At 67.0% G+C, this 20,899-nt stretch carries 15 protein-coding genes; 10 read left to right on the plus strand and 5 right to left on the minus strand.

Annotation, left to right across the window (positions count from 1 at the left end):
- Positions 1-80: 80 nt before the first annotated feature.
- From QSJ34_RS00585 to QSJ34_RS00600, 4 genes are all read left to right on the plus strand, one after another.
- Positions 81-2,162 (plus strand): S46 family peptidase, encoded by a 2,082-nt coding sequence (locus QSJ34_RS00585; RefSeq protein WP_285568917.1) that lies wholly within the window; start codon positions 81-83, stop codon positions 2,160-2,162.
- 107 nt (positions 2,163-2,269) lie between these two features.
- A complete protein-coding gene (locus tag QSJ34_RS00590; protein WP_285568919.1) occupies positions 2,270-4,327 on the plus strand; it encodes a S46 family peptidase in 2,058 nt (685 codons plus the stop codon).
- A gap of 102 nt (positions 4,328-4,429) precedes the next feature.
- The gene (locus tag QSJ34_RS00595) at positions 4,430-6,511 is read left to right on the plus strand and encodes a S46 family peptidase (RefSeq protein ID WP_285568923.1); all 2,082 of its coding nucleotides are present in this window, start codon (positions 4,430-4,432) and stop codon (positions 6,509-6,511) included.
- A gap of 3 nt (positions 6,512-6,514) precedes the next feature.
- Positions 6,515-6,937 (plus strand): nucleoside 2-deoxyribosyltransferase, encoded by a 423-nt coding sequence (locus QSJ34_RS00600; RefSeq protein WP_285568925.1) that lies wholly within the window; start codon positions 6,515-6,517, stop codon positions 6,935-6,937.
- Here the strand turns inward: QSJ34_RS00600 and QSJ34_RS00605 are convergent.
- Together QSJ34_RS00605 and QSJ34_RS00610 are read right to left on the minus strand one after the other, a co-directional pair.
- On the minus strand, positions 6,924-7,565 hold the full coding sequence (locus tag QSJ34_RS00605; RefSeq protein WP_285568927.1) for a MarC family protein: 642 nt from the start codon (positions 7,563-7,565) through the stop codon (positions 6,924-6,926). The genes QSJ34_RS00600 and QSJ34_RS00605 overlap by 14 nt on opposite strands.
- A gap of 71 nt (positions 7,566-7,636) precedes the next feature.
- Positions 7,637-8,266, minus strand: coding sequence for a TetR/AcrR family transcriptional regulator (locus tag QSJ34_RS00610; protein ID WP_285568930.1), 630 nt, complete (start codon positions 8,264-8,266; stop codon positions 7,637-7,639).
- A gap of 117 nt (positions 8,267-8,383) precedes the next feature.
- Between QSJ34_RS00610 and QSJ34_RS00615 the strand changes: the two genes are divergently transcribed.
- Both QSJ34_RS00615 and QSJ34_RS00620 read left to right on the plus strand, forming a co-directional pair.
- The gene (locus QSJ34_RS00615; protein WP_285568933.1) at positions 8,384-9,112 is read left to right on the plus strand and encodes an MBL fold metallo-hydrolase; all 729 of its coding nucleotides are present in this window, start codon (positions 8,384-8,386) and stop codon (positions 9,110-9,112) included.
- Between the two features lie 26 nt (positions 9,113-9,138).
- Positions 9,139-10,746 (plus strand): M1 family metallopeptidase, encoded by a 1,608-nt coding sequence (locus tag QSJ34_RS00620; protein ID WP_285568936.1) that lies wholly within the window; start codon positions 9,139-9,141, stop codon positions 10,744-10,746.
- On the opposite strand, the gene QSJ34_RS00625 is transcribed toward QSJ34_RS00620, so the two are convergent.
- Genes QSJ34_RS00625 through QSJ34_RS00635 form a run of 3 tightly spaced genes read right to left on the minus strand, consistent with a single transcriptional unit; the run spans position 10,706 to position 13,993 of the window.
- Positions 10,706-11,575: a nitrilase-related carbon-nitrogen hydrolase gene (locus QSJ34_RS00625; protein ID WP_285568940.1), complete on the minus strand. Its 870-nt coding sequence runs from the start codon at positions 11,573-11,575 to the stop codon at positions 10,706-10,708. The two genes, QSJ34_RS00620 and QSJ34_RS00625, sit on opposite strands and share 41 nt — an antisense overlap.
- A 26-nt stretch (positions 11,576-11,601) precedes the next feature.
- A complete protein-coding gene (locus tag QSJ34_RS00630) occupies positions 11,602-12,870 on the minus strand; it encodes a diguanylate cyclase (protein ID WP_285568942.1) in 1,269 nt (422 codons plus the stop codon).
- Positions 12,871-12,913: 43 nt separating this feature from the next.
- The gene (locus tag QSJ34_RS00635; protein ID WP_285568945.1) at positions 12,914-13,993 is read right to left on the minus strand and encodes an NAD(P)/FAD-dependent oxidoreductase; all 1,080 of its coding nucleotides are present in this window, start codon (positions 13,991-13,993) and stop codon (positions 12,914-12,916) included.
- 137 nt (positions 13,994-14,130) lie between these two features.
- On the opposite strand from QSJ34_RS00635, the gene QSJ34_RS00640 reads away from it, so the two are divergent.
- From QSJ34_RS00640 to QSJ34_RS00655, 4 genes are all read left to right on the plus strand, one after another.
- The gene (locus tag QSJ34_RS00640) at positions 14,131-14,514 is read left to right on the plus strand and encodes a hypothetical protein (RefSeq protein WP_285568946.1); all 384 of its coding nucleotides are present in this window, start codon (positions 14,131-14,133) and stop codon (positions 14,512-14,514) included.
- Positions 14,515-14,583: 69 nt separating this feature from the next.
- A complete protein-coding gene (locus tag QSJ34_RS00645) occupies positions 14,584-15,966 on the plus strand; it encodes a TolC family protein (protein ID WP_285568947.1) in 1,383 nt (460 codons plus the stop codon).
- Positions 15,967-15,978: 12 nt separating this feature from the next.
- Entirely contained in the window at positions 15,979-17,397 is a 1,419-nt protein-coding gene (locus tag QSJ34_RS00650; protein WP_285568948.1) for an efflux RND transporter periplasmic adaptor subunit, read from the plus strand.
- A gap of 198 nt (positions 17,398-17,595) precedes the next feature.
- A complete protein-coding gene (locus QSJ34_RS00655; RefSeq protein ID WP_285568949.1) occupies positions 17,596-20,898 on the plus strand; it encodes an efflux RND transporter permease subunit in 3,303 nt (1,100 codons plus the stop codon).
- The last annotated feature ends 1 nt before the right edge of the window (position 20,899 follow it).

Consider the following 20,899-nt stretch of genomic DNA (forward strand, 5'->3'; position numbering starts at 1 on the left):
ACGGTCTAACGCCGAGGTCGAGGGGGTGACGGGGAATACTTAGTGATACGATGGTCGGTCTTCTCTTGTCTGGAGCTCCCATGAAACCTCATTCCCTGGCCCTGCCGCTTCTGGCCTTCGTCCTCGCCGCCACTGGCCTGCGTGCGGAAGAAGGCATGTGGACCTTCGACAACCTGCCGACCAAGAAGATCTCCGAGAAATACGGCTGGGCGCCGGACCAGGCCTGGCTGGACCACGTGCGTCTGTCCTCACTGCGCTTCCCCGGCGGCTCCGGCTCCTTCGTGAGCCAGGACGGCCTGGTGCTCACCAACCATCACGTGGGCCGCGGCTGGATCCAGCGCGTGAGCAGCAAGGAGGCCGACTACGTGAAGAACGGCTTCTCCGCCGCCACCCGCGAGCAGGAGATCAAGGTGCCGGGTCTCGAGCTCATGACGCTGGTCTCCATGGACAACATCACCGAGCGCCTGGCCAAGGCCGTCAAGGCCAGCCTGCCGGAGAAGGAAGCCCTGAAGGTCCGCGAGACCGAGATCGAGAAGATCAAGAAAGAGATGCAGGAGAAGAGCGGCCTCAGCTGCGAGCACGTGACCCTCTACCAGGGCGGCGAGCACTGGATCTACAGCTACAAGAAGCACACGGACGTGCGCCTGGTCTTCGCCCCCGAGCAGCAGATCGCCTTCTTCGGCGGCGACCCCGACAACTTCACCTTCCCCCGCCACAACCTGGACTTCTCCCTCTTCCGCGTCTATGAGAACGGAAAACCGTATCAACCCAAGCATTTCCTGCATTGGACGCATAAAGGGCTCAAAGCGGGGGATCTCACCTTCGTGACGGGCCATCCCGGCCGCACCAGCCGCCAGGACACCCTGGCCCAGATGGTCTACTCCCGCGACTTCGCGATTCCCATGCGCCTCAAGTCCATGGAGCGCCGCAAGGAGGCGCTGGTGGCCTATGCCAAGACCTCGCCCGAGGCGGCCCGTCAGGTCAACACCCAGATCTTCGGCATCGAGAACAGCATCAAGGCCGTCACCGGCTACTGGTCGGGCCTGAAGGACAAGGAGGCCATGTCCCGCATCGAAGCCGCCGAGAAGGATCTCCGGGCCAAGGTGGCGAAGGACGCCAAGCTCACGGCCAGCGCAGGGGATAGTTGGGCCAAGATCGAGGCGGCGACCCAAGTGGCGAAAGGGCTTTCCAAGGATGCCCTGAACGTCGGTACCGCGAACTCGACCCTGCTCGGCCACGCCCTCACCCTGGTACGGCTCGCCGATGAAGAGGCCCTGCCCAGCGAGAAGCGGCTGCCCGAATTCAGCGACGCCAACCTGAAGTCGCTCAAGACCCGCGTGGGCGTGCCCTCCCCCTACTACAAGGAGCAGGAAGTCTTCCTGTTCACCAAGGGGCTCGAAGACGCCGCCGTGGAGCTTGGTGTGGATCACCCATATGTCCAGGCCATGCTGGGGGGCAAGTCCGCCGCCGAGGTCGCCAAGGCCGCGGTGGAGGGCTCCAAGCTCGCCGATCCCGAGGCGCGCAAGGCGCTGATGGCCGGTGGCAAGAAGGCCATCGCGGAAAGCACCGATCCCATGATCCTGCTCGCCAAGAAGCTCGATCCCATCGGCCGCGAGCTGCGCAAGAAGCAGGAAGACCAGGTGGCCAGCGTCATCACCGAGCACGGCAGCCGCATCGCCAAGGCCCGTTTTGCGGTCTACGGCAAGAACACCTACCCCGATGCCACCTTCACCCTGCGCCTCACCTACGGTCCCGTGGCCGAGTACAAGGGCAACGGTACGCTCATCCAGCCCTTCACGACCTTCGGCGGTCTCTATGACCGCTACGACAGCTGGGGCGGCAACGAGGCGAAGGCCCATGACGGCTCTTGGACCCTTCCCCAACGTTGGGTTAAGAAGCGCAAAGCGTTGAACCCCTCCGTGCCCTTCAATTTCGCCCACAAGGTCGACATCATCGGCGGCAATTCCGGTTCGCCCGTGATCGACATGAAGGGCGAACTGGTGGGTCTGATCTTCGACGGCAACATCGAAAGCCTGCCCGGCAACTACTTCTACGACGAGGCCGTGAACCGCGGCGTCGCCGTGGATGCCCGCGCCATCGTCCATGCCCTGGACAAGGTCTATGGCGCCACGGGCCTCGTGGCCGAGCTCACCGGCAAGTAACGAAACGGTCTTCCCATCCACAGATTTCACGGATTCACACAGATCCCTCTTCACGCTTGCATCTGTGACTTCCGTGGAATCTGTGGATTGAGTTTTCTGGAGTTTCCATGCGCCTCACCGCCCTCACCCTCCTGCTCGCCCTGCCCGCGCTGCGCGCGGACGAGGGCATGTGGACCTTCGACAACCTGCCCACCCAGAAGATCCAGGCGAAATACGGATGGGCGCCGGACCAGGTCTGGCTCGACCATGTGCGCCTCTCGGCCGTGCGCTTCCCCGGTGGTTCGGGCTCCTTCGTGAGCAAGGACGGCCTCGTGCTGACGAACCACCACGTGGGGCACCACTGGACCCAGGCGGTTTCCGATGCCCAGCACGACTACGTGAAGAACGGCTTCGTCGCCATCGACCGCGAACACGAGATCAAGGTGCCGGGCCTGGCGCTCTACACCCTGCTGGAGATGGAGAACGTCACCGAGCGCATCGAGCAGGCCGTGCCTAAGGATGCCGATGACCAGGCCGCCGCCAAGGCCAAGGCCGCCGCGCTCGCGGCCCTGGTGAAGGAACAGGGGGCGAAGACGGGCCTGGACTGCCAGCCGGTCTCGCTCTACCAGGGCGGTCAGGTCTGGATCTACCGCTACAAGAAGCACACGGATGTGCGCCTCGTCATGTCGCCGGAATACGGCGTGGCGGCCTTCGGCAAGGACTGGGACAACTTCAGCTGGCCCCGCCACGATCTGGATTTCAGCCTCTTCCGCGTCTACGAGAACGGCAAGCCCTACACGCCCGCCCAGCACCTCACCTGGGGCCAGAAGGGCGTCCAGTACGGCGATCCGATCTTCACCGTGGGCCATCCGGGCCGCACCTCGCGCCTGGAGACCCTGGCCCAGATGGAGGCCAAGCGGGACGTCACCAACCCCCTGGTCATCCGGGCGCTGGATCGCGGCCGCGCCGCGCTGCACGCCTACGCAGCCCAGGGGACGGAGCAGTCCCGTCGCGTCTCCGCCGACATCATGGGTGCCGAGAATGCGTACAAGGTGGTCGTGGGTGAAACCGACGGCCTCCGGGACAGGGAGGCCATGGCCCGCGTCGCCGCCGCGGAGAAGGAACTGCGCGCCAAGGTGGCCGCCGATCCCAAGCTCAAGGCGCTGGCGGGCGACAGCTGGACGAAGGTCGAAGAGGCCGTCGAACAGCAGAAGACCCTCGCCCGGGAAAGCTTCCTCATGGGCTCCCTGCGCGGAGAGGTGCTGGGTACGGCCCTGTCCCTGCAGCGCCACGCCACGGAAATGCAGAAGCCCGCGGATCAGCGCGGCCCGCAGTACCGCGACGAGAAGGGGCTGACGGCCCTGAAGGCCCGCCTCAAGGGCGGCGAACCCTCCGATGCGGAACAGGAGCTGCTGGCCCTGCAGAACGTCCTGACCTCCGCCCAGCAGGAGCTGCCCGCCAATCATCCGCTCGTCCAGACCCTGCTCGGCGGCAAGAGCCCCGCGGCCGCGGCCAAGTCCCTGCTGGGGGGAACACGGCTGCTGGATCCGGCCGCCCGCGCGGCGCTCATCGACGGCGACCCCAAGGCCATCCTGGAAAGCGCCGACCCGGCCCTGGCGCTGGTTCGCCAGCTCAGCCCCAGGTTGGAGGAGATCCAGAAGAAGCAGCAGGCCCTGCAGGCGGTGATCTCCGAGCACCTCACCCGCATCGCCAAGGCCCGCTTCGCCGTCTACGGCACCTCCACCTATCCCGACGCGACCTTCACCCTGCGTCTGTCCTACGGCGCCGTCGAGACCTACCCCAGCGCCGGCACGCTGGCCCAGCCCTTCACGACCTTCGCGGGTATGTATGACCGCGCCGCGGGCTGGGGCCCCAAGGCCGAAGACGGCTCCTGGGAGGTTCCGGCCCGGTGGATCGAGCGCCGCGACAAGCTGAACCTCTTCACGCCCTACAACTTCATCTCGACCAACGACATCATCGGCGGGAATTCCGGCAGCCCGGTGGTGGACAAGCGGGGCGAGCTGGTGGGCCTGGCCTTCGACGGCAACATCGAAAGCAATGCCGGCCGCTACTACTTCGACGCCCGGGTGAACCGCTGCCTCTCCGTGGATGCCCGCGCCATCGTGGAGGCCCTCGGCAAGGTCTACGACGCCAATCACCTCGTCGCAGAGCTGACGGGCAAGTAACAGACGGCCTTCTTCTCCACGGATTTCACGGATTCGCACAGGCTCCTCTCCTGCATCTGTGACATCCGTGGAATCTGTGGATTGCGTTTTTCGGGAGTTCCCATGCGCCTCACCGCCCTCGCCGCCACCCTCGCGATGACGCTCGCCCTGCCCACGCTGCGCGCGGACGAGGGCATGTGGACCTTCGACAACATTCCCGTCCAGAAGATCAAGGCGAAGTACGGCGTTGCCCTCGACGGGGCCTGGCTGAAGAACGTCCAGCTGGCCACGGTCCGCTTTCCCGGCGGCACGGGCGCCTTCGTGAGCCGCGACGGCCTGGTGGTGACCAACCATCACGTGGGGCGCGGCGCCATCGCGCAGGTGTCCAGCGCCAAGGCCGATCTCGTGCGGGACGGCTTCACCGCCGCCACCCGCGCCGAGGAGATCCCCGTCCCCGGGCTCGAACTGATGATGCTCGTCTCCATGGAGAACGTGACGGATCGCGTGAACGGCGCCGTGAAGCCGGGCACGGCGGACAAGGACGCGCTCACCGCGAGGCGCAATGCCCTGGCCGAGCTCCGCAAATCCGAGGAGGCGAAGACGGGCCTCACCTGCGAGCCCGTCACCCTCTACCAGGGCGGCGAGTACTGGATCTACGGCTACAAGAAGTTCACGGACGTCCGCCTCGCGGCGGCACCGGAACTCCAGGTGGCGGCTTTCGGCGGCGACGCCGACAACTACACCTACCCGCGCCACAACCTGGATTTCAGCCTCTTCCGCGTCTACGAGAACGGCCAGCCCTACCACCCGACCGCCATCCTGCCCTTCCAGCCCAAGGGCGTGTCCATCGGCGACCTCACGTTCATCTCAGGACATCCCGGCACGACCTTCCGCCAGCAGACCCACGCCCAGATGGTCTACGCCCGCGACATCGGCATCCCCTCCCAGCTGAAGGCCATGGCCCGCCAGAAGGCCGCCCTGGAAACCCTCTCGGCCACTTCGCCCGAGGCGCACCGCATCGCCGCCGAGGCGATCTACGGCATCGAGAATGGCTACAAGCGGCTCAGCGGTCAGTTGCTGGGCCTGGCCAAGGCTGAGAATTTGCGCAAGGTCGAGGTGGAAGAATCGTCGCTGAAAGCTTCGGTGCACAAGGATCCCGCGCTGCAGTCCCGGTGCGGTGAGAGCTGGGATCGGGTGGCCCAGGCGGTGGAACGCCAGAAGGCCCTGCTGAAGGAATTCAACGCCATCAGCCCAGGCCGGGTGGTGACCCTGGGCCACGCGCTGACCCTGGTGCGCCTGGCCGAGGAGGAGGCCAAGCCCTCGGCGCTGCGGTTGAGCGAGTTCAGCGACGGGAACCTCAAGGCCACCAAGGCCCGGCTCGCTTCACCGCGGCCCGTGCAGAAGCCCATCGACGCCACGCTGCTGACGGTGATCCTCCAGGAGGCGAAGGAAGAACTCGGCGCCGAGCATCCCTTCGTGAAGGCCGTCCTCGGCGGGCAGTCGCCCGAAGCCGTGGCCAAGGCCGCCGTGGAAGGCACGAAGCTGGGCGACCCCGCCCTGCGCAAGCAGCTGGCGGAAGGCGGCAAGGCGGCGCTGGAGGCCTGCACCGATCCTATGATCCTGCTCGCGAAAAAAATCGACCCCTTTAACCGCGCCATCCGCAAGCGGATGGAGGACGAGGTCACCAGCGTGTTCAACGAGCATGGCGGACGCATCGCTGAGGCCCGCTTCAAGGTCTTTGGGAAGGCGCTCTACCCGGACGCCACTTTCACGCTGCGCCTGGGCTACGGGCCGGTCACGACCTACCACAACGGCACCGGCACCCTGGCCCAGCCCTTCACCACCTTCATGGGGATGTACGATCGCCACCTGGGCTGGGGCGGTAATGCCCTGGCCGCCGAGGGCGGCGCCTGGACGCTGCCGCAGCGCTGGCTCGACCGGCAGGCGAAGCTGGACCTCAGCACCCCCTTCAACTTCATCTACGCCTGCGACACTGTGGGAGGCAACAGCGGCAGCCCGGTGATGAACACCAAGGGCGAGTTCGTGGGCATCAACTTCGACAGCGTCTACGAAGGGCAGGGCGGCTATTACGTCTACGACGCCGACACCAAGCGCGCCGTGGCCACCGATGCCCGCGCCATCCTCGAAGCCCTGCGCAAGATCATGGACGCGGGCCATCTGGCGGACGAACTGATCGGACACTAGGCCGTGGATCTCTACTTCTCCTGCTCCCTCACCGGTGGCCGCCAGGACCAGCCCGTCTACGCGGCCCTGGTGGCGCACCTCCAGGCCCTGGGCCATCATGTGCTGACGGCCCACCTCGCCGACGAGGCCGCCATGGCCTCGGACGGCGGGATGTCTGCGGAGGCGGTCTATGAGCGGGACACGGCCTGGGTGAAGGACTGCGACGCCCTCATCGCCGAGGTGAGCACGCCCTCCCACGGCGTCGGCTTCGAGATCGCCTATGCCCTGGACCGGGGCCGGCCCGTGCTCTGCCTGGCCCGGGAGGGCGTCCGCGTCAGCAAGATGCTGACGGGGATTCGTCGGAGCGGCTTCATGTTCGGCACCTACGCCACCTTCGAGGAGGCCAAGAGCCGGATGGAAGCCTTCCTCGCCGCTAAAGCCCTCTGATCAGTTCCCGCAGGCCGCCCCACACGATCTGCACGCCGATGGCGAGCAGGATGAAGGCTGAGATCTGGGAAATGGTGGCTTCACCGGTGGCGCCGAGCTTGCGGATGGCCTTGGTGCCGAAGCGGTAGAACAGGAACACGCTGAGGGCCGCCAGGGCGATGCCGCAGGTGGTGGCGAGGAAGCCCATCAGCGTCTGGGGATGCCAGATGGGGCCGCGGGGCACGAGGCTGAGCGTCACGGCCATGGTGCCCGGGCCCGCGGTGACGGGCATGGTGAGGGGGAAGAAGGCCTTGTCCAGCAGGTAGGTCTGCAGCTCGGCCTTGTCGGATTCGCTGAGTTTGGGATTGCGGTTGAGCATGCCCCAGGCGTTGTGGAAGAGCAGCAGGCCGCCGGCTATGGCGATGACGGGAATGGAGATGCCGAGGAGCTTGAGCATCCAGCCGCCGACCACCAGCAGCAGCGTGAGGAACGCCCAGGTGTAGAAGCCGATGAGCGCCGCCAGGTGGTTGCGCTGCGTTTCCTTCACGCCGCCCGTGAGCTGAAGGAAGACCGGCGCCATGGCGGGCGGGTTCAGGATGGGGAAGAGGGCCAGGAAGGTGAACATCATGGTGTTCAGGAAGAGGGCCAAGACGGACTCCACGCAAGCGAATGCCTCATGCGATCCTACCCATTCCCCGCGGCCTGCGTGAACCGCGAAGCCTAACGGCGGCGCGTCGGACGCCCCTTGGTTTCCGGCCAGACGGCCATGGCGGCCTCCACGACGGCCTGGAGTTTGGCCCTGGGGGCGCCGCTCTTGGCGTGCACGGCCAGGCCCGCGAGACAGGTGTTGAAGAAGGCTGCCAGGTGGTTTGGCTCGATGTCGGGAAGAGCCTGGCCGGCCTCCTGGGCCCGACGGAGGCAGTGCCTCAAGGCCAGCTCGCCCTTCTGAAGGGCTTTCCGGAGGGCGGTTTCCACGGACTCGGGGGTGGAGGCTCCCCCGCAGTTGGCGGCGCCGGTGATGATGAAGCAGCCGCCCGGCAGCTCCAGATCTGTGAGCATGTCCACCATCGCATCGAGGAACCGGCGGATGGCCTTCCGGGCATTCGGTTCGGTGGTGAGAAGGGTGGCGTGCTGTCGGATCCGATGCTCCAGGTAGTGTTCGAGGCTCCTCAGGTAGAGCGTCTCCTTGTCGCCGAAAGCCGCGTAGAGGCTCGGTTTGCTCAGGCCCATGACCGCCGTCAGTTCAGAGATGGACGCGCCTTCGTAACCGCGGCGCCAGAACACGCTGAGGGCCGCGTCCAAGGCGGCCTCTGGCTCGAAACCGCGGGGGCGACCGCGTGATTGGGTCATGCTGCCTCCTTTCGGAACGCTCTGGTTGACAATTTTATACCGATCAGTAAATTAAATACCGATCGGTACAAAAATACTCCAGGCCCCCGAAACCCAGACCCCTCGAAAGGCGCTCCCATGGCCCCAACTCGGATCCTACGGATTCCCATCCTTCCCTTCGGCATGGTGAACTGCCATCTCGTCCACAGCCCCGACGGATGCGTGCTCGTGGATGCGGGCATCCCCGGATCCGAGGCCAAGATCGGAAGGGCGCTTCGTCAGCTGGGGCTCACCTTCCGAGACATCAAGCTGATCGTCGTCACCCACGCCCACATGGATCACGCGGGGTCGGCCGCGGCCGTGCGCGAGGCCAGCGGGGCGCCGATCCTGGGGCATGAAGGGGACCTTGCCCATTACCGCCGGGAGGCGCCGATGACCTTTTGCGCCACCGGGCTGGCCGGCCGCTTTCTGCTCAAGCGGGGCATCATCCAGCAGCCCTACGCGGCCTTCGAGCCGGATCTCCTGCTCACCGGCGACGAAACACTGGATCTACATGCCTACGGTATCGCGGGGCGCGTGGTGCCCACCCTCGGGCACACGAAGGGATCCATTTCCGTGGAGCTGGCCACGCGGGAGGCCCTGGTCGGGGATCTCCTCGCCTCGGGCATCTTCATGGGAGGGATCCTGCGAACCGGTCACGCCATCCGCCCGCCCTTTGAAGATGATCCCCAGGCCGTGGGTCGTGAGCTGCAGCGCCTGGTGGCATCGGGTGTCACGCGGTTCCACCTCGGCCACGGCGGTCCCCTGGATGGCGCGGAGGTTCAGCGTCATGCGCGGCGACTGATGAAGCACCCGCCAGTTCGCTAGACTGGAGGCCCACCTTCGAGGCCTGCATGCGGTTGTCCCCCCTCATCCTGGCAGGCCTGATCGGCACCCCTCTGATGGCGGACACCTATCCCCGCCAGCCCGGTGTCGAGGTTCAGCACTATGTATTCCGCCTCGAAGTGACGGATCAGTCCGATGGCCTTCTGGGCGAAGCCACGGTCACGCTGCGCCTGCGCGAGGACGGGGTGAAGGCGGTGATCCTGGATCTGGCGTCGGTGAAGGCGGGCAGGGGCATGGCGGTGAGGTCCGTGTCCTTGGCGGGCCGGCCGGTGCCCTATACGCACGAGGACGGGCGCCTGAAACTGGCCCTGGGAGCGGCGCGGAGGGCCGGGGACGTCCTCGTCTTCGAGATCCGCTATGGGGGCGTGCCGGCGGCGGGACTGAAGTTCCTGGTCAATAAGCACGGGGAGCGGGGCATCTTCAGTGAAAGCTGGCCCGACCGCGCACATCAATGGCTGCCCGTGATGGACCACCCCTCCGCCAAGGCGACGGCGGAGATGGTGATCACCGCCCCGGCCCACGACCAGGTGATTTCCAACGGCCGGCTGATCGAAACCACGGACCTGCCGGGCCAGCGTCGGCGTACCCACTGGAAGCAGGACCAGCCTCTGCCGGTGTGGCTCTACACGGTGGGCATCGGCCACTTCGCCGTTCACCGCACGACCGCAGATGCCCTGCCCCTGGAGAGCTGGGTGTTTCCCCAGGAACGCGAATCCGGATGGCGCGCCCTGGAGGACACGGCCCGCCAGGTCCTGGGCTTCTACAGCGCCCGCATCGGGCCCTTCCCCTATGACAAGTTGGCCAACGTGGAGGCGGCGGGGATCACCGGCGGCATGGAATCGGCCACGGCCATTTCGTACGGCGAGGCCGCCTTCGACGGTCGGCCGATGACCAGCCTCGTGGCCCATGAGATCGCCCACCAGTGGTTCGGCGACGCCGTGACCGAAGCCGATTGGGACGACGTCTGGCTGAGCGAGGGCTTCGCCACCTACCTGACCGACTGCTTTCTCGAGCACGCCCAGGGGCGCGAGGCCTTCGTGGCCTCGCTCAGAAAGGAAAGGGCCCAGGTCATCTCCGAAGAGGCCGCGCGTCCCGATACGCCCGTCGTTCACCGCAACCTTTCGGACACGGGGAAGGTGCTGAATGCCTTCGTCTACGAGAAGGCCGCCTGGGTGCTCCACATGCTGCGCAACCAGGTGGGGGACGCGGCCTTCTGGCGCGGTCTGCAGGCCTACTTCCAGGGCCATCGGCATGGCCTGGCCACCACGGCGGATGTCCGCCACGCCATGGAAGCCGCCAGCGGGCAGAACCTGGAGCCCTTCTTCCATCAGTGGCTGGACCGCCCGGGGATTCCGAAGCTCCAGGGGACCTGGCGGTACGAGGCCGAGGCGCGGCAGCTGGTCGTGGATCTTCGGCAGACCCAGGCGGGCGAGGCCTTCCAGATGCCCCTGAGCCTGAGCCTGGGCCTGGGCGGTCGGGTGGAGACGGTGCTCCTCAGCCAGAAACAGCAGTGCTTCACCTTCCCCATGTCTGAGGCTCCGGCCTTCGTCGAAGTGGATCCCAACACCGTGGCCCTTATCGATGGGCCGGGTCGTCTGGATCCCCCATCCCGCTGATCGGGCCAGGCTCGAAGGGCGGTTTCCCGGAGGCCCCCAGGCCCGAATAGACCTCGGGCCTGCGGTCCTGGAGGGCGGGGAACCGATGGCGCCAGGCGCGCAGCTGCACCAGATCGATGTCGCCGATGACGATGCCTTCCGAAGCATCACCTACTGCGATGACCTCGCCGAAGGCATCGTGGATGGCGGATCTTCCGGGGTAATCCACCAGGGGATCGCGGCCCACGCGGTTGACGCCGCAGACGGCCATCTGGTTCTCGATGGCCCGCGCCGCCAGCAGGGTGGACCAGGCGGAGATGCGCCGTCGGGGCCAGTTGGCGGGCACGAACACCACCTCGGCGCCCCGGGCGGCCAGGGTCCGGAAAGGCTCGGGAAAGCGCAGGTCGTAGCAGATCTGCAGGCCGCAGGGCACGCCGTCGATCTCGAAGATGGGGCACGATTCGCCGCCGCTGTAGTGCCGGTTCTCGTCGCCGTAGGAGAAGGGGTGGATCTTGCGGTAGGTCGCGAGGAGCGATCCGTCCGGGGCCGTCACGAAGGCCGCGTTGCGCGGGTGGGGCGCATGGGCTTCGACGGCAGTGCCGACGAGGTAGAGGCCGAAGGCTCTGGAAAGATCCGACAGGGCCGCGCTCGTGGGGCCCGGAATCGCTTCGGCGAAGGGCTCGGGTGCCATGGTGAACCCCAGCGTGAACAGCTCAGGGAACACGGCCACCCGCGCGCCCGCACGGGCGGCGGTGGCGACGTGATCGCGGGCCCGGGCGAGGTTCGCCGCCGGATCTTGCCAGATGGTGTCCTGCTGGATCAGGGCCACGCGAAGGGAGGAGGCTCGCATGGAATGATCCTATCCGGCCGTCCGGCTCAGCGCTCCAGGACCTTGACCTGGTTGCGGCCCGCCGCCTTGGCGCGGTAGAGGGCTTCGTCGGCGCGGTGGATGAGGGAATCCACCGTGTCCCCGGGCAGCCACTGGGCGAGTCCCAGGCTGGCCGTGACGGAGCGGGAGGCGCCATCCGGGGCGCGCAGGGTCACGGAAGTCTCGATGCTTTGGCGCAGCCGTTCGGCGACGGGCAGGGCCGTTTCCAGATCGGTGTCGGGCAGCAGGCCGATGAACTCTTCGCCGCCGTAGCGGCCCAGGATGTCGTAGCGGCGGAGGGAAGATCGCATGATCTGGGCGATCTTCTTTAGCACCTCGTCGCCCTCCTGGTGGCCGAATTGGTCGTTGACCTGCTTGAAGTGGTCCACATCGAGCATGAGGCAGGTGAGGCCGCTGCTGCCGCGCCGGGCCCGCTCGCATTCCTCGGCGAAGCGTTCGAGCACCCGCCGCCGGTTGAAGAGGCCCGTGAGCATGTCGGTCATGGCGAAGGATTCCAGCTGACGGCGCGCCTCGGCCAGCTTGCGCACCAGTTGGCGGAAGAAGAAGATCACGAGGCTCAGGAGCAGGCCCGTGGTGAGGAAGGCGAGCACGGCCACCAACCGGAGATTCGACCGCAGCTTGGCCTCGATCTCCTGGGTGTCGTAGGTGAAGCTGATGCCGCCTCGGATATCGCCCACCTTGTAGCCTTGCTTGGCGTGGCATTCCAGGCAGGAAGCCTCGACTTTCAACGGCGCCATGTAGCGGGTGGTGGCGCGGCCTTCGATGGTCTCGGTCCAGCTTCGTTCGGGGGTGCCCTGCTCGAACGCACGAAGGGCGCGGGCCTCCTCCGGGTCTGGCTGGTTCGCAGGGTTGAGCGGTTGAAGGCTCGTGATGTGGAAGCCGTAGCCCTCGAACCGCTTCAGCCGCTCGGAGAGTTCCCGCGTCATCAGGGCCGGGTTCTTCTTGGTGTAGCGCTTCCCGGAGGTGCTTTCGATGTCCGGGTTCTCCAGGTAGGGATTGGATTCGACGCCGGGCATTTTTTCGACGTAGACGCCGCCGTACGAGGCGTTCCAGGCCCGGAAGTGGACGAGGGTCCTGAAATCGGTGCGGGCCCGATGGAGCATCTCCTCCCGGATGAGGGTCCGGCCCTTGAGCGCGATCCCGAGGAAGGCCCCGGAGATGCACACGGCCACCGCCAGCGAGACCGAGATGATGAAGGCCCGCAGGCTCTGGGTATCAGAGGTGGGGGCCGGGGACTTGACCGGCACGTCCGTCATCGGGGGCCTCGGGTTGGGGTGTCAGATGTCTGATCGCCCGCCATCAGGCGAAGGGTGAATTCATGAATCGTACGGGATCCAAGGGGCCGCCGTGCTCCAGGCGCAGGAAACGGCTGGCGGCCTGGGCGCCGACGGCAAGGCCGCTGGTCATGCCGTGGCCGCCGAGGCCCGCGGACCAGAAGAGGCGCGGGTTCCAGGGATCCCAGCCGAGGACGAAGCGGCGGTCCGGTGCGAAGGTGCGCAGGCCCGTCCAGTAGCGCGTGACGGGCCGTTCCGCCAGATGCGGTGCCACTTCCCGCAGGCTGGCGTAGAGGCCTTCGAGCACGGTGGCATCGGTGTCGGGCTGACGGCCGCGGGTCGGCAGCGGCACAGCCACCTCCTCGCAGGGGCACATGAGCAGGCCGCCGCTTTCGGGGCGCATGTAGAAGGGGCGGTCCACCCACCAGGCCCAGGGATCCTGCTGTGGATGCGGCGCCGCGCTCCACACGAGGGAACGCCGTAGCGGCGTGAAGGCGATTTTTGAACCCGCCATCCGACCCAGTTCGCCCGCCCAGGCGCCCGCGGCGATGGCGAGCGTGCGGGCGCGCAGGGGGCCGCGATCCGTAACCAGGTCGAAGCCTGCTTCCGCAGGGTCCAGGCGATTCAGGGCGCAGCCGAAGCGCAGGTCGGCGCCTGCGGCGCGGGCGCCCTCGGCGCAGGCGCGCAGGAGGCCCGCGATGTCGATGACGCCATCGCCGGGAATGGCCAGATGTTCGGCGGCCTGAAGGCCCGACAGGGGAACGCCCTCGCCTCGGCTGACCTCCACACCATGGCGCTGGGCTTCGGCCTCCAGCGCATCGAGGGGACCCCGCCCGGCGCTGAGGAGCAGGCCGCCGCTGGCGCCCATCAGGCCCGCCTCCGCCAGGCGCCGGCGCCCCTCCACCGTGAGGGCCGTGTGCTCGTCGCGTCCCGTCAAGGAGCGCGCCACGGCGGCATTGTGGCCGCTGGCGTAGGTGCCGGCCTGATCTTCGCGTTCCAGGAGGACGATGCCGCGCTGTCCGGCCCGGGCAAGGTGGAAGGCGAGGCTGAGGCCCGCGATGCCGCCTCCGATGATCACCACCTCTGCCGTCTCAACCGTGCCCATCGAACCATCCTAGCGCCGATGGCCGTGTCTCCCGGGGTTCCAGGCGGGTGGAGAGTCTCCGCTGTGACGGGAATCAAGCGCATTCGTGTTGCCACATGGGAGAGAGGACCTATCATGGTCCATCCGGAGGCTTCTCCGTGCGGTTGATCCTGCGCGCCATTCTGACCTTCGCGCTGCTCCTGGGCGGCGGGGTCGGAGACTGGTTCCAGAATCCCGACCAGGCTCAGCCCCATGAATGCTGCTGCGGGATGCCTTCCGGCCTGGAAGACGCCTGCCCCTGCCCCAAGCCCGAAGGGAACCGCAGCCCCTCGCGGAACCTCTGCTCGGACCGCGCGGCGGCCGTCGTGGCCCCGGTGGCGCGACGCGCCCAGGCCGAGCGGCGCGTCGAACCCCGTCCAGAACCCGAAACCTGGGCCACGGCTGGCGATGCGGCCGTTGCCGATGCAATCACTGGCGAGGGGCGCGGCCGCGATCCGGATCTGGGCCGGCACCTCGCAAGACTGAGCACGTTCCGGATCTGATCGGAGCCTGAGCGAAGCCCTGCCCGCGCAGCCGCGGGCGTTTCCTCGTGTTTCCATCCGGAGTTTGCCATGCGCGCACCGCTGCGCCTGGCGCCGGCCCTGGTGCTTCTCGCGCCGGGCCTGGCCCAGGTTCCCCCACCCGATTCCCCGTCCCCCGACCCCGTCCTGGCCGCGCTGCTGAGCGAGGCGCTGGCGCAGCATCCGGACCTCCAGAGGGCCGCGGCCGCCGTCCGCATGGATCAGGAGCGCGTGCCCCAGGCGGGCGTGCTGCCCGATCCTTCGCTCTCGCTGGGCCTGCAGAACGACGGTTTCAAGCGCCTCGAAGTGGGCCGCATGGAGACGAGCTTCTACAGCGTGGCCCTCACCCAGCCGCTGCCCTGGCCGGGCAAGCGCGGGCTGCGCAAGGAGGTCGCCGCTCTGAGCGTGGACCTGTCCGAAGCCACGCGGTCCCGCGTGCGCCTGGGCATCGAATCCGAGGTGCGTCGGGGCTACGCGGCCCTGCTCCTGATTCGCGGCCAGAAGGCCCTCCAGGCGCAGCAGGGGGTGTTCCTCGAGCAGGCCGAACGCCTGGCGCGCACCCGCTACGAGGTGGGACAGGGCAGCCAGGGCGACCTGCTGCGGGCCCAGCTGGAACGCACGCGCCTGCAGATGGCCATCTGGGCGCTGGACGCCGATGAGAAGACCGCCTTGGCCGCGCTCAACCGCCTGCGTCAGCACGACCCCGCGGATCCCATCCCCACCACCGCCGCGCTCATGGATCTTCCCGAACCGGAACTGCTGAGTGCCGAGGCCGTGGAAGCCCGCAGCCCCGAACTCGCTGGGGCGCGCGCCAGCGTCAGGCAGACCGAAAAGCAGCTGGACCTGGCCAAACTCGACCGCCGCCCGGATTTCGCCGTGACCGCGGGCCTCATGCCCCGGGGTGGCCTCGACCCCATGTGGCAGGTGGGGGTCAGCATCTCGCTGCCCATCTACGGTCGCAGCAAGCAGCAGCGGGCCGTCGCCGAGCACGAGCACCACCGCCAGGGCCAGGATGCGGAAGTGACTTCGGTACGCACGCTGCTGCGCCAGCGCACGGAGGAACGGACCATTCAGATCCAGTCCCTGCGCCGCACCCGCGACCTCTACCGGGAAGGCCTGCTGGTGCAGAGCGAGGCCAATTTCAAGGCCGCGCTGGCCCAGTACGAGGGCGGGCGCGGATCCTTCCTGGGCGTGCTGGAAGCGCTCAATGGCTGGGTGGGCGATCAGGGGGCCTACCTTCAGACCCTGGCCCAGCTGCAGGCCCAACACATCGCCCTGCGCGAGGCGGCCCTCGGCCCCGCGGCCCCCATCGGCGGAGGCGCCATGCCCTCGGCCAGCCTCGCTTCCGGAGCCGCGGCCCCCGCAGCCTCCGGATCCACCGCCAAGCCCGCGGCCCAGGCCCAGGACAGCGGTCCCTCGATGAAATCCATGTGAGCGGAGTCGACCATGATTGATGAACCGAACGAAACCCCATCCAGCCGACCTTCACGAATCCGCACCGCAGGCCTGGTGGCCCTGGGGCTGGCGGCCGGCATCGGCGGCACGCTGCTGCTGAGCCCGCGCCCGAAGGACGCCCACGTCCATGAAAACGCAGGGCCCGCCCAGCCCCACAAGCAGATGTACCAGTGCCCCATGCATCCGCAGATCATCCAGGATCACGAAGGCACGTGCCCCATCTGCGGCATGACGCTGGTGGCCATGGACGGCGGTGCGCCCAAGGAAAAGGGGAAGGTGGTGTTCTACCGTTCCCCCATGAATCCGAGCCAGACCTCCCAGGTCCCCATGAAGGATGAGATGGGCATGGACTATGTGCCGGTCTACGAGGGGGACCTCAAGGGCGAAGGCGCGAGTGTGGAGGGCCATTCGGCCATCACCATCGATCCCGAGCGCCAGCAGCTCATCGGTCTGCGGACCGAGAAGGCGGCCGAAGGCAACGTGAGCGGCGAACTGCGCGCCCTGGGCCGCGTGGTGGTGGACGAGACACGTGTGCGCAAGGTGAACGTGAAGGTCGAGGGTTTCGTCGAAAGGCTCTTCGTGGATTTCGTCGGCAAGCCCGTGGCCAAGGGGCAGCCCCTGTTCAGCTTCTACAGCCCCGAATTCGTGAGCGCCCAGCGCGAGTACCTGCTGGCCCTCAGGACCCAGAAGGCGTTGATGGGCGGCTCGCTGCAGGGCAGCGGGGGCGATCTGCTGGATTCCGCCCGGCGCCGTCTCGCCCTGTGGGACGTGCCGAAGGAGGCCCTCGACCAGCTCGATAAAACGGGCGAGGTGCAGAAGGCTCTCACGCTGCGCAGCCCCATCTCCGGCGTGGTGACGGCGAAGAACGTGGTGGAGGGCGCCCGCCTCACGCCCTCGGACATTCCCTTCGAGATCACGGACCTGAGCCGGGTCTGGGTGCAGGTGGACATCTACGAAGCCGAACTGGGCCGCGCCAAGGTGGGCATGCCCGCCGAATTGACGATGTCCTCCTCCCCCGGGAAAACCTACCAGGGCCGGGTGGCCTTCGTGGATCCGGTCCTGGATCCCAAGACCCGTACCGCCAAGGCCCGCCTGGAATTCCCGAATGGCGGCGGCGAGCTGAAACCGGAGATGTTCGGGGACGTGGTGCTCCGGGGCCAGGGACGCAAGGGCCTCCTCGTCCCCCTGGATGCGGTGCTGGACGCGGGCACCGCCAAGGTGGTGTTCGTGGCGCTGGGCGACGGCAAGTTCGAGCCCCGCGAGGTGAGCACGGGCACGACCGTCGGCGAGAAGGTGGAGATCCGCTCGGGCCTGAAGGCCGGGGAAGAGGTCGTCGTGCGCGCCAACTTCCTCGTGGATTCCGAATCCCGCCTCAAGGCCGCCCTGGCCCAGATGAGCCACTCGCACTGATCCGAGGATGGTCATGAACCTTTTGCCAAAGAATTTTGAAAGCGGAGGAGAGCGGAGAAGCAGAGGAAAGCGGAGACAGATCCAATCGCTTTTCTCCGCTTCCCTCAGCCCCTCAGCTTTCCTTCGCTTCAATCATTCCTTTCCTCCATCAACAACCCGCCCTGCTCAGGCAGGCCCGCGGCCCTGGGGAGTGTCGATATGAGTAGCCACGCTGCCTACGATCCCGAGCACCCGACCTTCCTGCAGCGCATCATCCGGTTTTCGGCGGAGAACCGCTGGTTGGTGATGGCGGCCTCGGTGGTGCTCATCGTGATGTCCTTCTGGACCATGCGGAACATTCCCATGGACGCCCTGCCGGATCTCAGCGACACCCAGGTGATCATCTACAGCAAGTGGGACCGCAGCCCCGACATCGTCGAAGACCAGGTGACCTATCCCATCGTCACCAGCCTGCTCGGCGCGCCCAAGGTGAAGGCCGTGCGCGGCCTGTCGGATTTCGGATTCTCCTACGTTTACGTGATCTTCGAGGACGGCACGGACATCTACTGGGCCCGCAGCCGGGTGATGGAATACCTCTCGAAGATCACCTCCACGCTGCCTTCCGGCGTGCAGACCTCCCTCGGCCCCGACGCCAGTTCCGTGGGCTGGGTCTACCAGTACGCCCTGGTGGACCGCAGCGGGAAGCACAGCACGGATGAGCTGAGATCCCTGCAGGACTGGTTCCTCCGTTACGGCATCCAGAGCACGCCGGGCGTGGCCGAGGTGGCCACCGTGGGCGGCCAGGCCAAGCAGTTCCAGGTGCAGCTCAACCCCAACCAGATGGCGGCCTACAAGATACCCATCGAGGCCGTCATCGGGGCCGTCAAGTCTGCCAATTCAGAGGTGGGCGGCCGCCTCGTGGAATACAGCGGGCGCGAGTACATGGTGCGGGGCCGGGGCTATGTGAAGACTCCCCAGGATCTCGAAAGCGCCGTGCTCAGGGCCGAGAACGGCACGCCGGTGCGGTTGGGCGACGTGGCCACCGTATCCCTCGGACCCGAGATGCGCCGCGGCCTGGCGGACCTGGACGGGCAGGGCGACGTGGTGGGCGGCATCGTCGTCATGCGCCAGGGCGAGAACGCCCTCAACGTCATCGAGCGCGTGAAGGCCCGGATCGCCGAACTGAAATCCGGCCTGCCCGCAGGCGTGGAGGTGGTGACGACCTATGACCGCTCCGAGCTGATCCACAACGCCATCAAGACCGTGAAGCACAAGCTCATCGAGGAGATGATCGTCGTCTCGATCATCATCCTCATCTTCCTCTGGCACATCCCCTCGGCCATCGTCCCCATCATCACGATCCCCGTGAGCGTGGCCCTGGCCTTCATCCCCATGTTCGGCATCGGGCAGAACGCCAACCTCATGAGCCTCGCCGGCATCGCCATCTCCATCGGTGTGCTGGTGGACGGCGCCATCGTGGAGGTGGAGAACGCCTACAAGAAGATCGAAAGGTGGATCGAAGACGGCAAGCCCGGGAATTTCTACCAGGTGCGCCTCGAGGCCCTGATGGAGGTGGGTCCCAGCGTCTTCTTCTCCCTGCTCGTGGTGGCGGTGAGCTTCCTGCCCATCTTCACGCTGCTGGATCAGGAGGGCCGGCTCTTCAAGCCCCTGGCCTATTCCAAGAACTTCGCCATGGGCATCGCCGCGCTTCTCGCGCTGACGCTGGATCCGGCCATGCGCATGCTCTTCGCGCGGGTGGAGCCCTTCCGGTTCAAGCCGAAATGGCTGGCATGGACCTTCACCCAGGTGGTGGTCGGAAAGTACTACGCCGAGGAAAAGCACCCCATCAGCGTCTTCCTCCACCGCATCTACGAGGGCCCCTGCCGCTTCGTCGTGAAGCACGCCAAGGCCACCCTCGCCGTGGCGGTGTTGCTGGTGCTGGCCACCATCCCGGCCTTCGTCTCGCTGGGCAGCGAGTTCATGCCGCCCCTCAACGAGGGCACGCTGCTCTACATGCCCTCCACGCTGCCGGGCCTCAGCCAGACCGAGGCCCAGCGCATCCTCCAGGTGCAGGACCGGCTCATCCGCACGGTGCCCGAGGTGGCGCGGGTCTTCGGCAAGGCGGGCCGCGCCGATACGGCCACCGATCCCGCGCCCTTCTCCATGATGGAAACGGTGATCGTGCTCAAGCCCGAGGACCAGTGGCGCGAGAAGCCCCGCTGGTTCAGCGCCTGGGCTCCGGACTTCCTGAAAGCCGCCCTGCGCCCCATCTGGCGGGACCGCATTACGCAAGAAGACATCGTCGCCGAGCTGGACCGGGTGGTGAGGCTCCCCGCCATCCCCAACGCCTGGACCATGCCCATCAAGGCCCGTCTGGACATGCTCAGCACGGGCATCCGCACGCCCGTCGGCCTCAAGATCAACGGCGCGGACCTGGAGACCATCCAGAAGATCGCCGTGGAGGCCGAGCGCATCCTGCAAGGGGTGCCCGGCACGCGGAGCGCCTTCGCCGAACGCACGGCCCAGGGCTACTTCCTGGATTTCGTGCTGAAGCGCGATCAGCTGGCCCGCTACGGCCTCAGCGTGGAGCAGGCCAACATGCTCGTGATGACCGCCATCGGCGGCGACAACCAGAGCACGGTCTTCGATGGCCGGGCCCGCTATCCGGTGAACGTCCGCTACGCCCGTGACTACCGCGAAAGCCCCGAGGCCCTGAAGCGCGTGCTCGTGCCTACGCCCGGCGGCGCCATGGTGCCCATGGAGGCGATCGCCGATCTGAAGTGGGCCAGCGGGCCCGCCATGATCCGCGATGAGAACGGCCAGATGAACGGCTACGTGCTGGTGGATTTCGACACGTCGAAAATTGACGTCGGCACTTACGTCCACCACGCCAAGGCTGCCGTGGAAAAGGATCTGAAGCTGCCCGCGGGCTACAGTCTCGGCTGGTCGGGGCAGTACGAGAACATGATCCGCGTGAAGGAGCGGCTGAAGCTCATCCTGCCCATCACGCTCGTGCTGATCTTCGGCCTGCTCTACGCCAACACGAAGAGTGCCTTCAAGGCTTCCGTCGTCATGCTGGCCGTGCCCTTCAGCGCCATCGGCGCCTTCTGGCTGCTCTGGCTGCTGGGCTACAACATGAGCATCGCCGTGTGGGTGGGCCTCATCGCCCTCATGGGGCTGGATGCCGAAACCGGCGTCTTCATGCTGCTCTTCCTGGACCTCAGCCACGACGAGGCCCAGCGGCAGGGCCGCCTGAACTCCGAGGGCGACCTGGTGGAGGCCATCATCCACGGCGCCGTGAAGCGCGTTCGCCCCAAGGCCATGACGGTCTTCGCCGCCTTCATGGGCCTGCTGCCCATCATGTGGAGCACGGGCACGGGCGCCGACGTCATGAAGCGCATCGCCGCACCCATGGTGGGCGGCCTCGCCACCAGCTTCCTCCTCGAACTGCTCGTCTATCCCTCGATCTACTTCCTCTGGAAGAGGCGTTCTCTTCCGGCTCAGGCTTCCGTCGAAGCCTGAG

Source organism: Geothrix limicola, from assembly GCF_030268085.1.
Lineage (GTDB): Bacteria > Acidobacteriota > Holophagae > Holophagales > Holophagaceae > Geothrix > Geothrix limicola.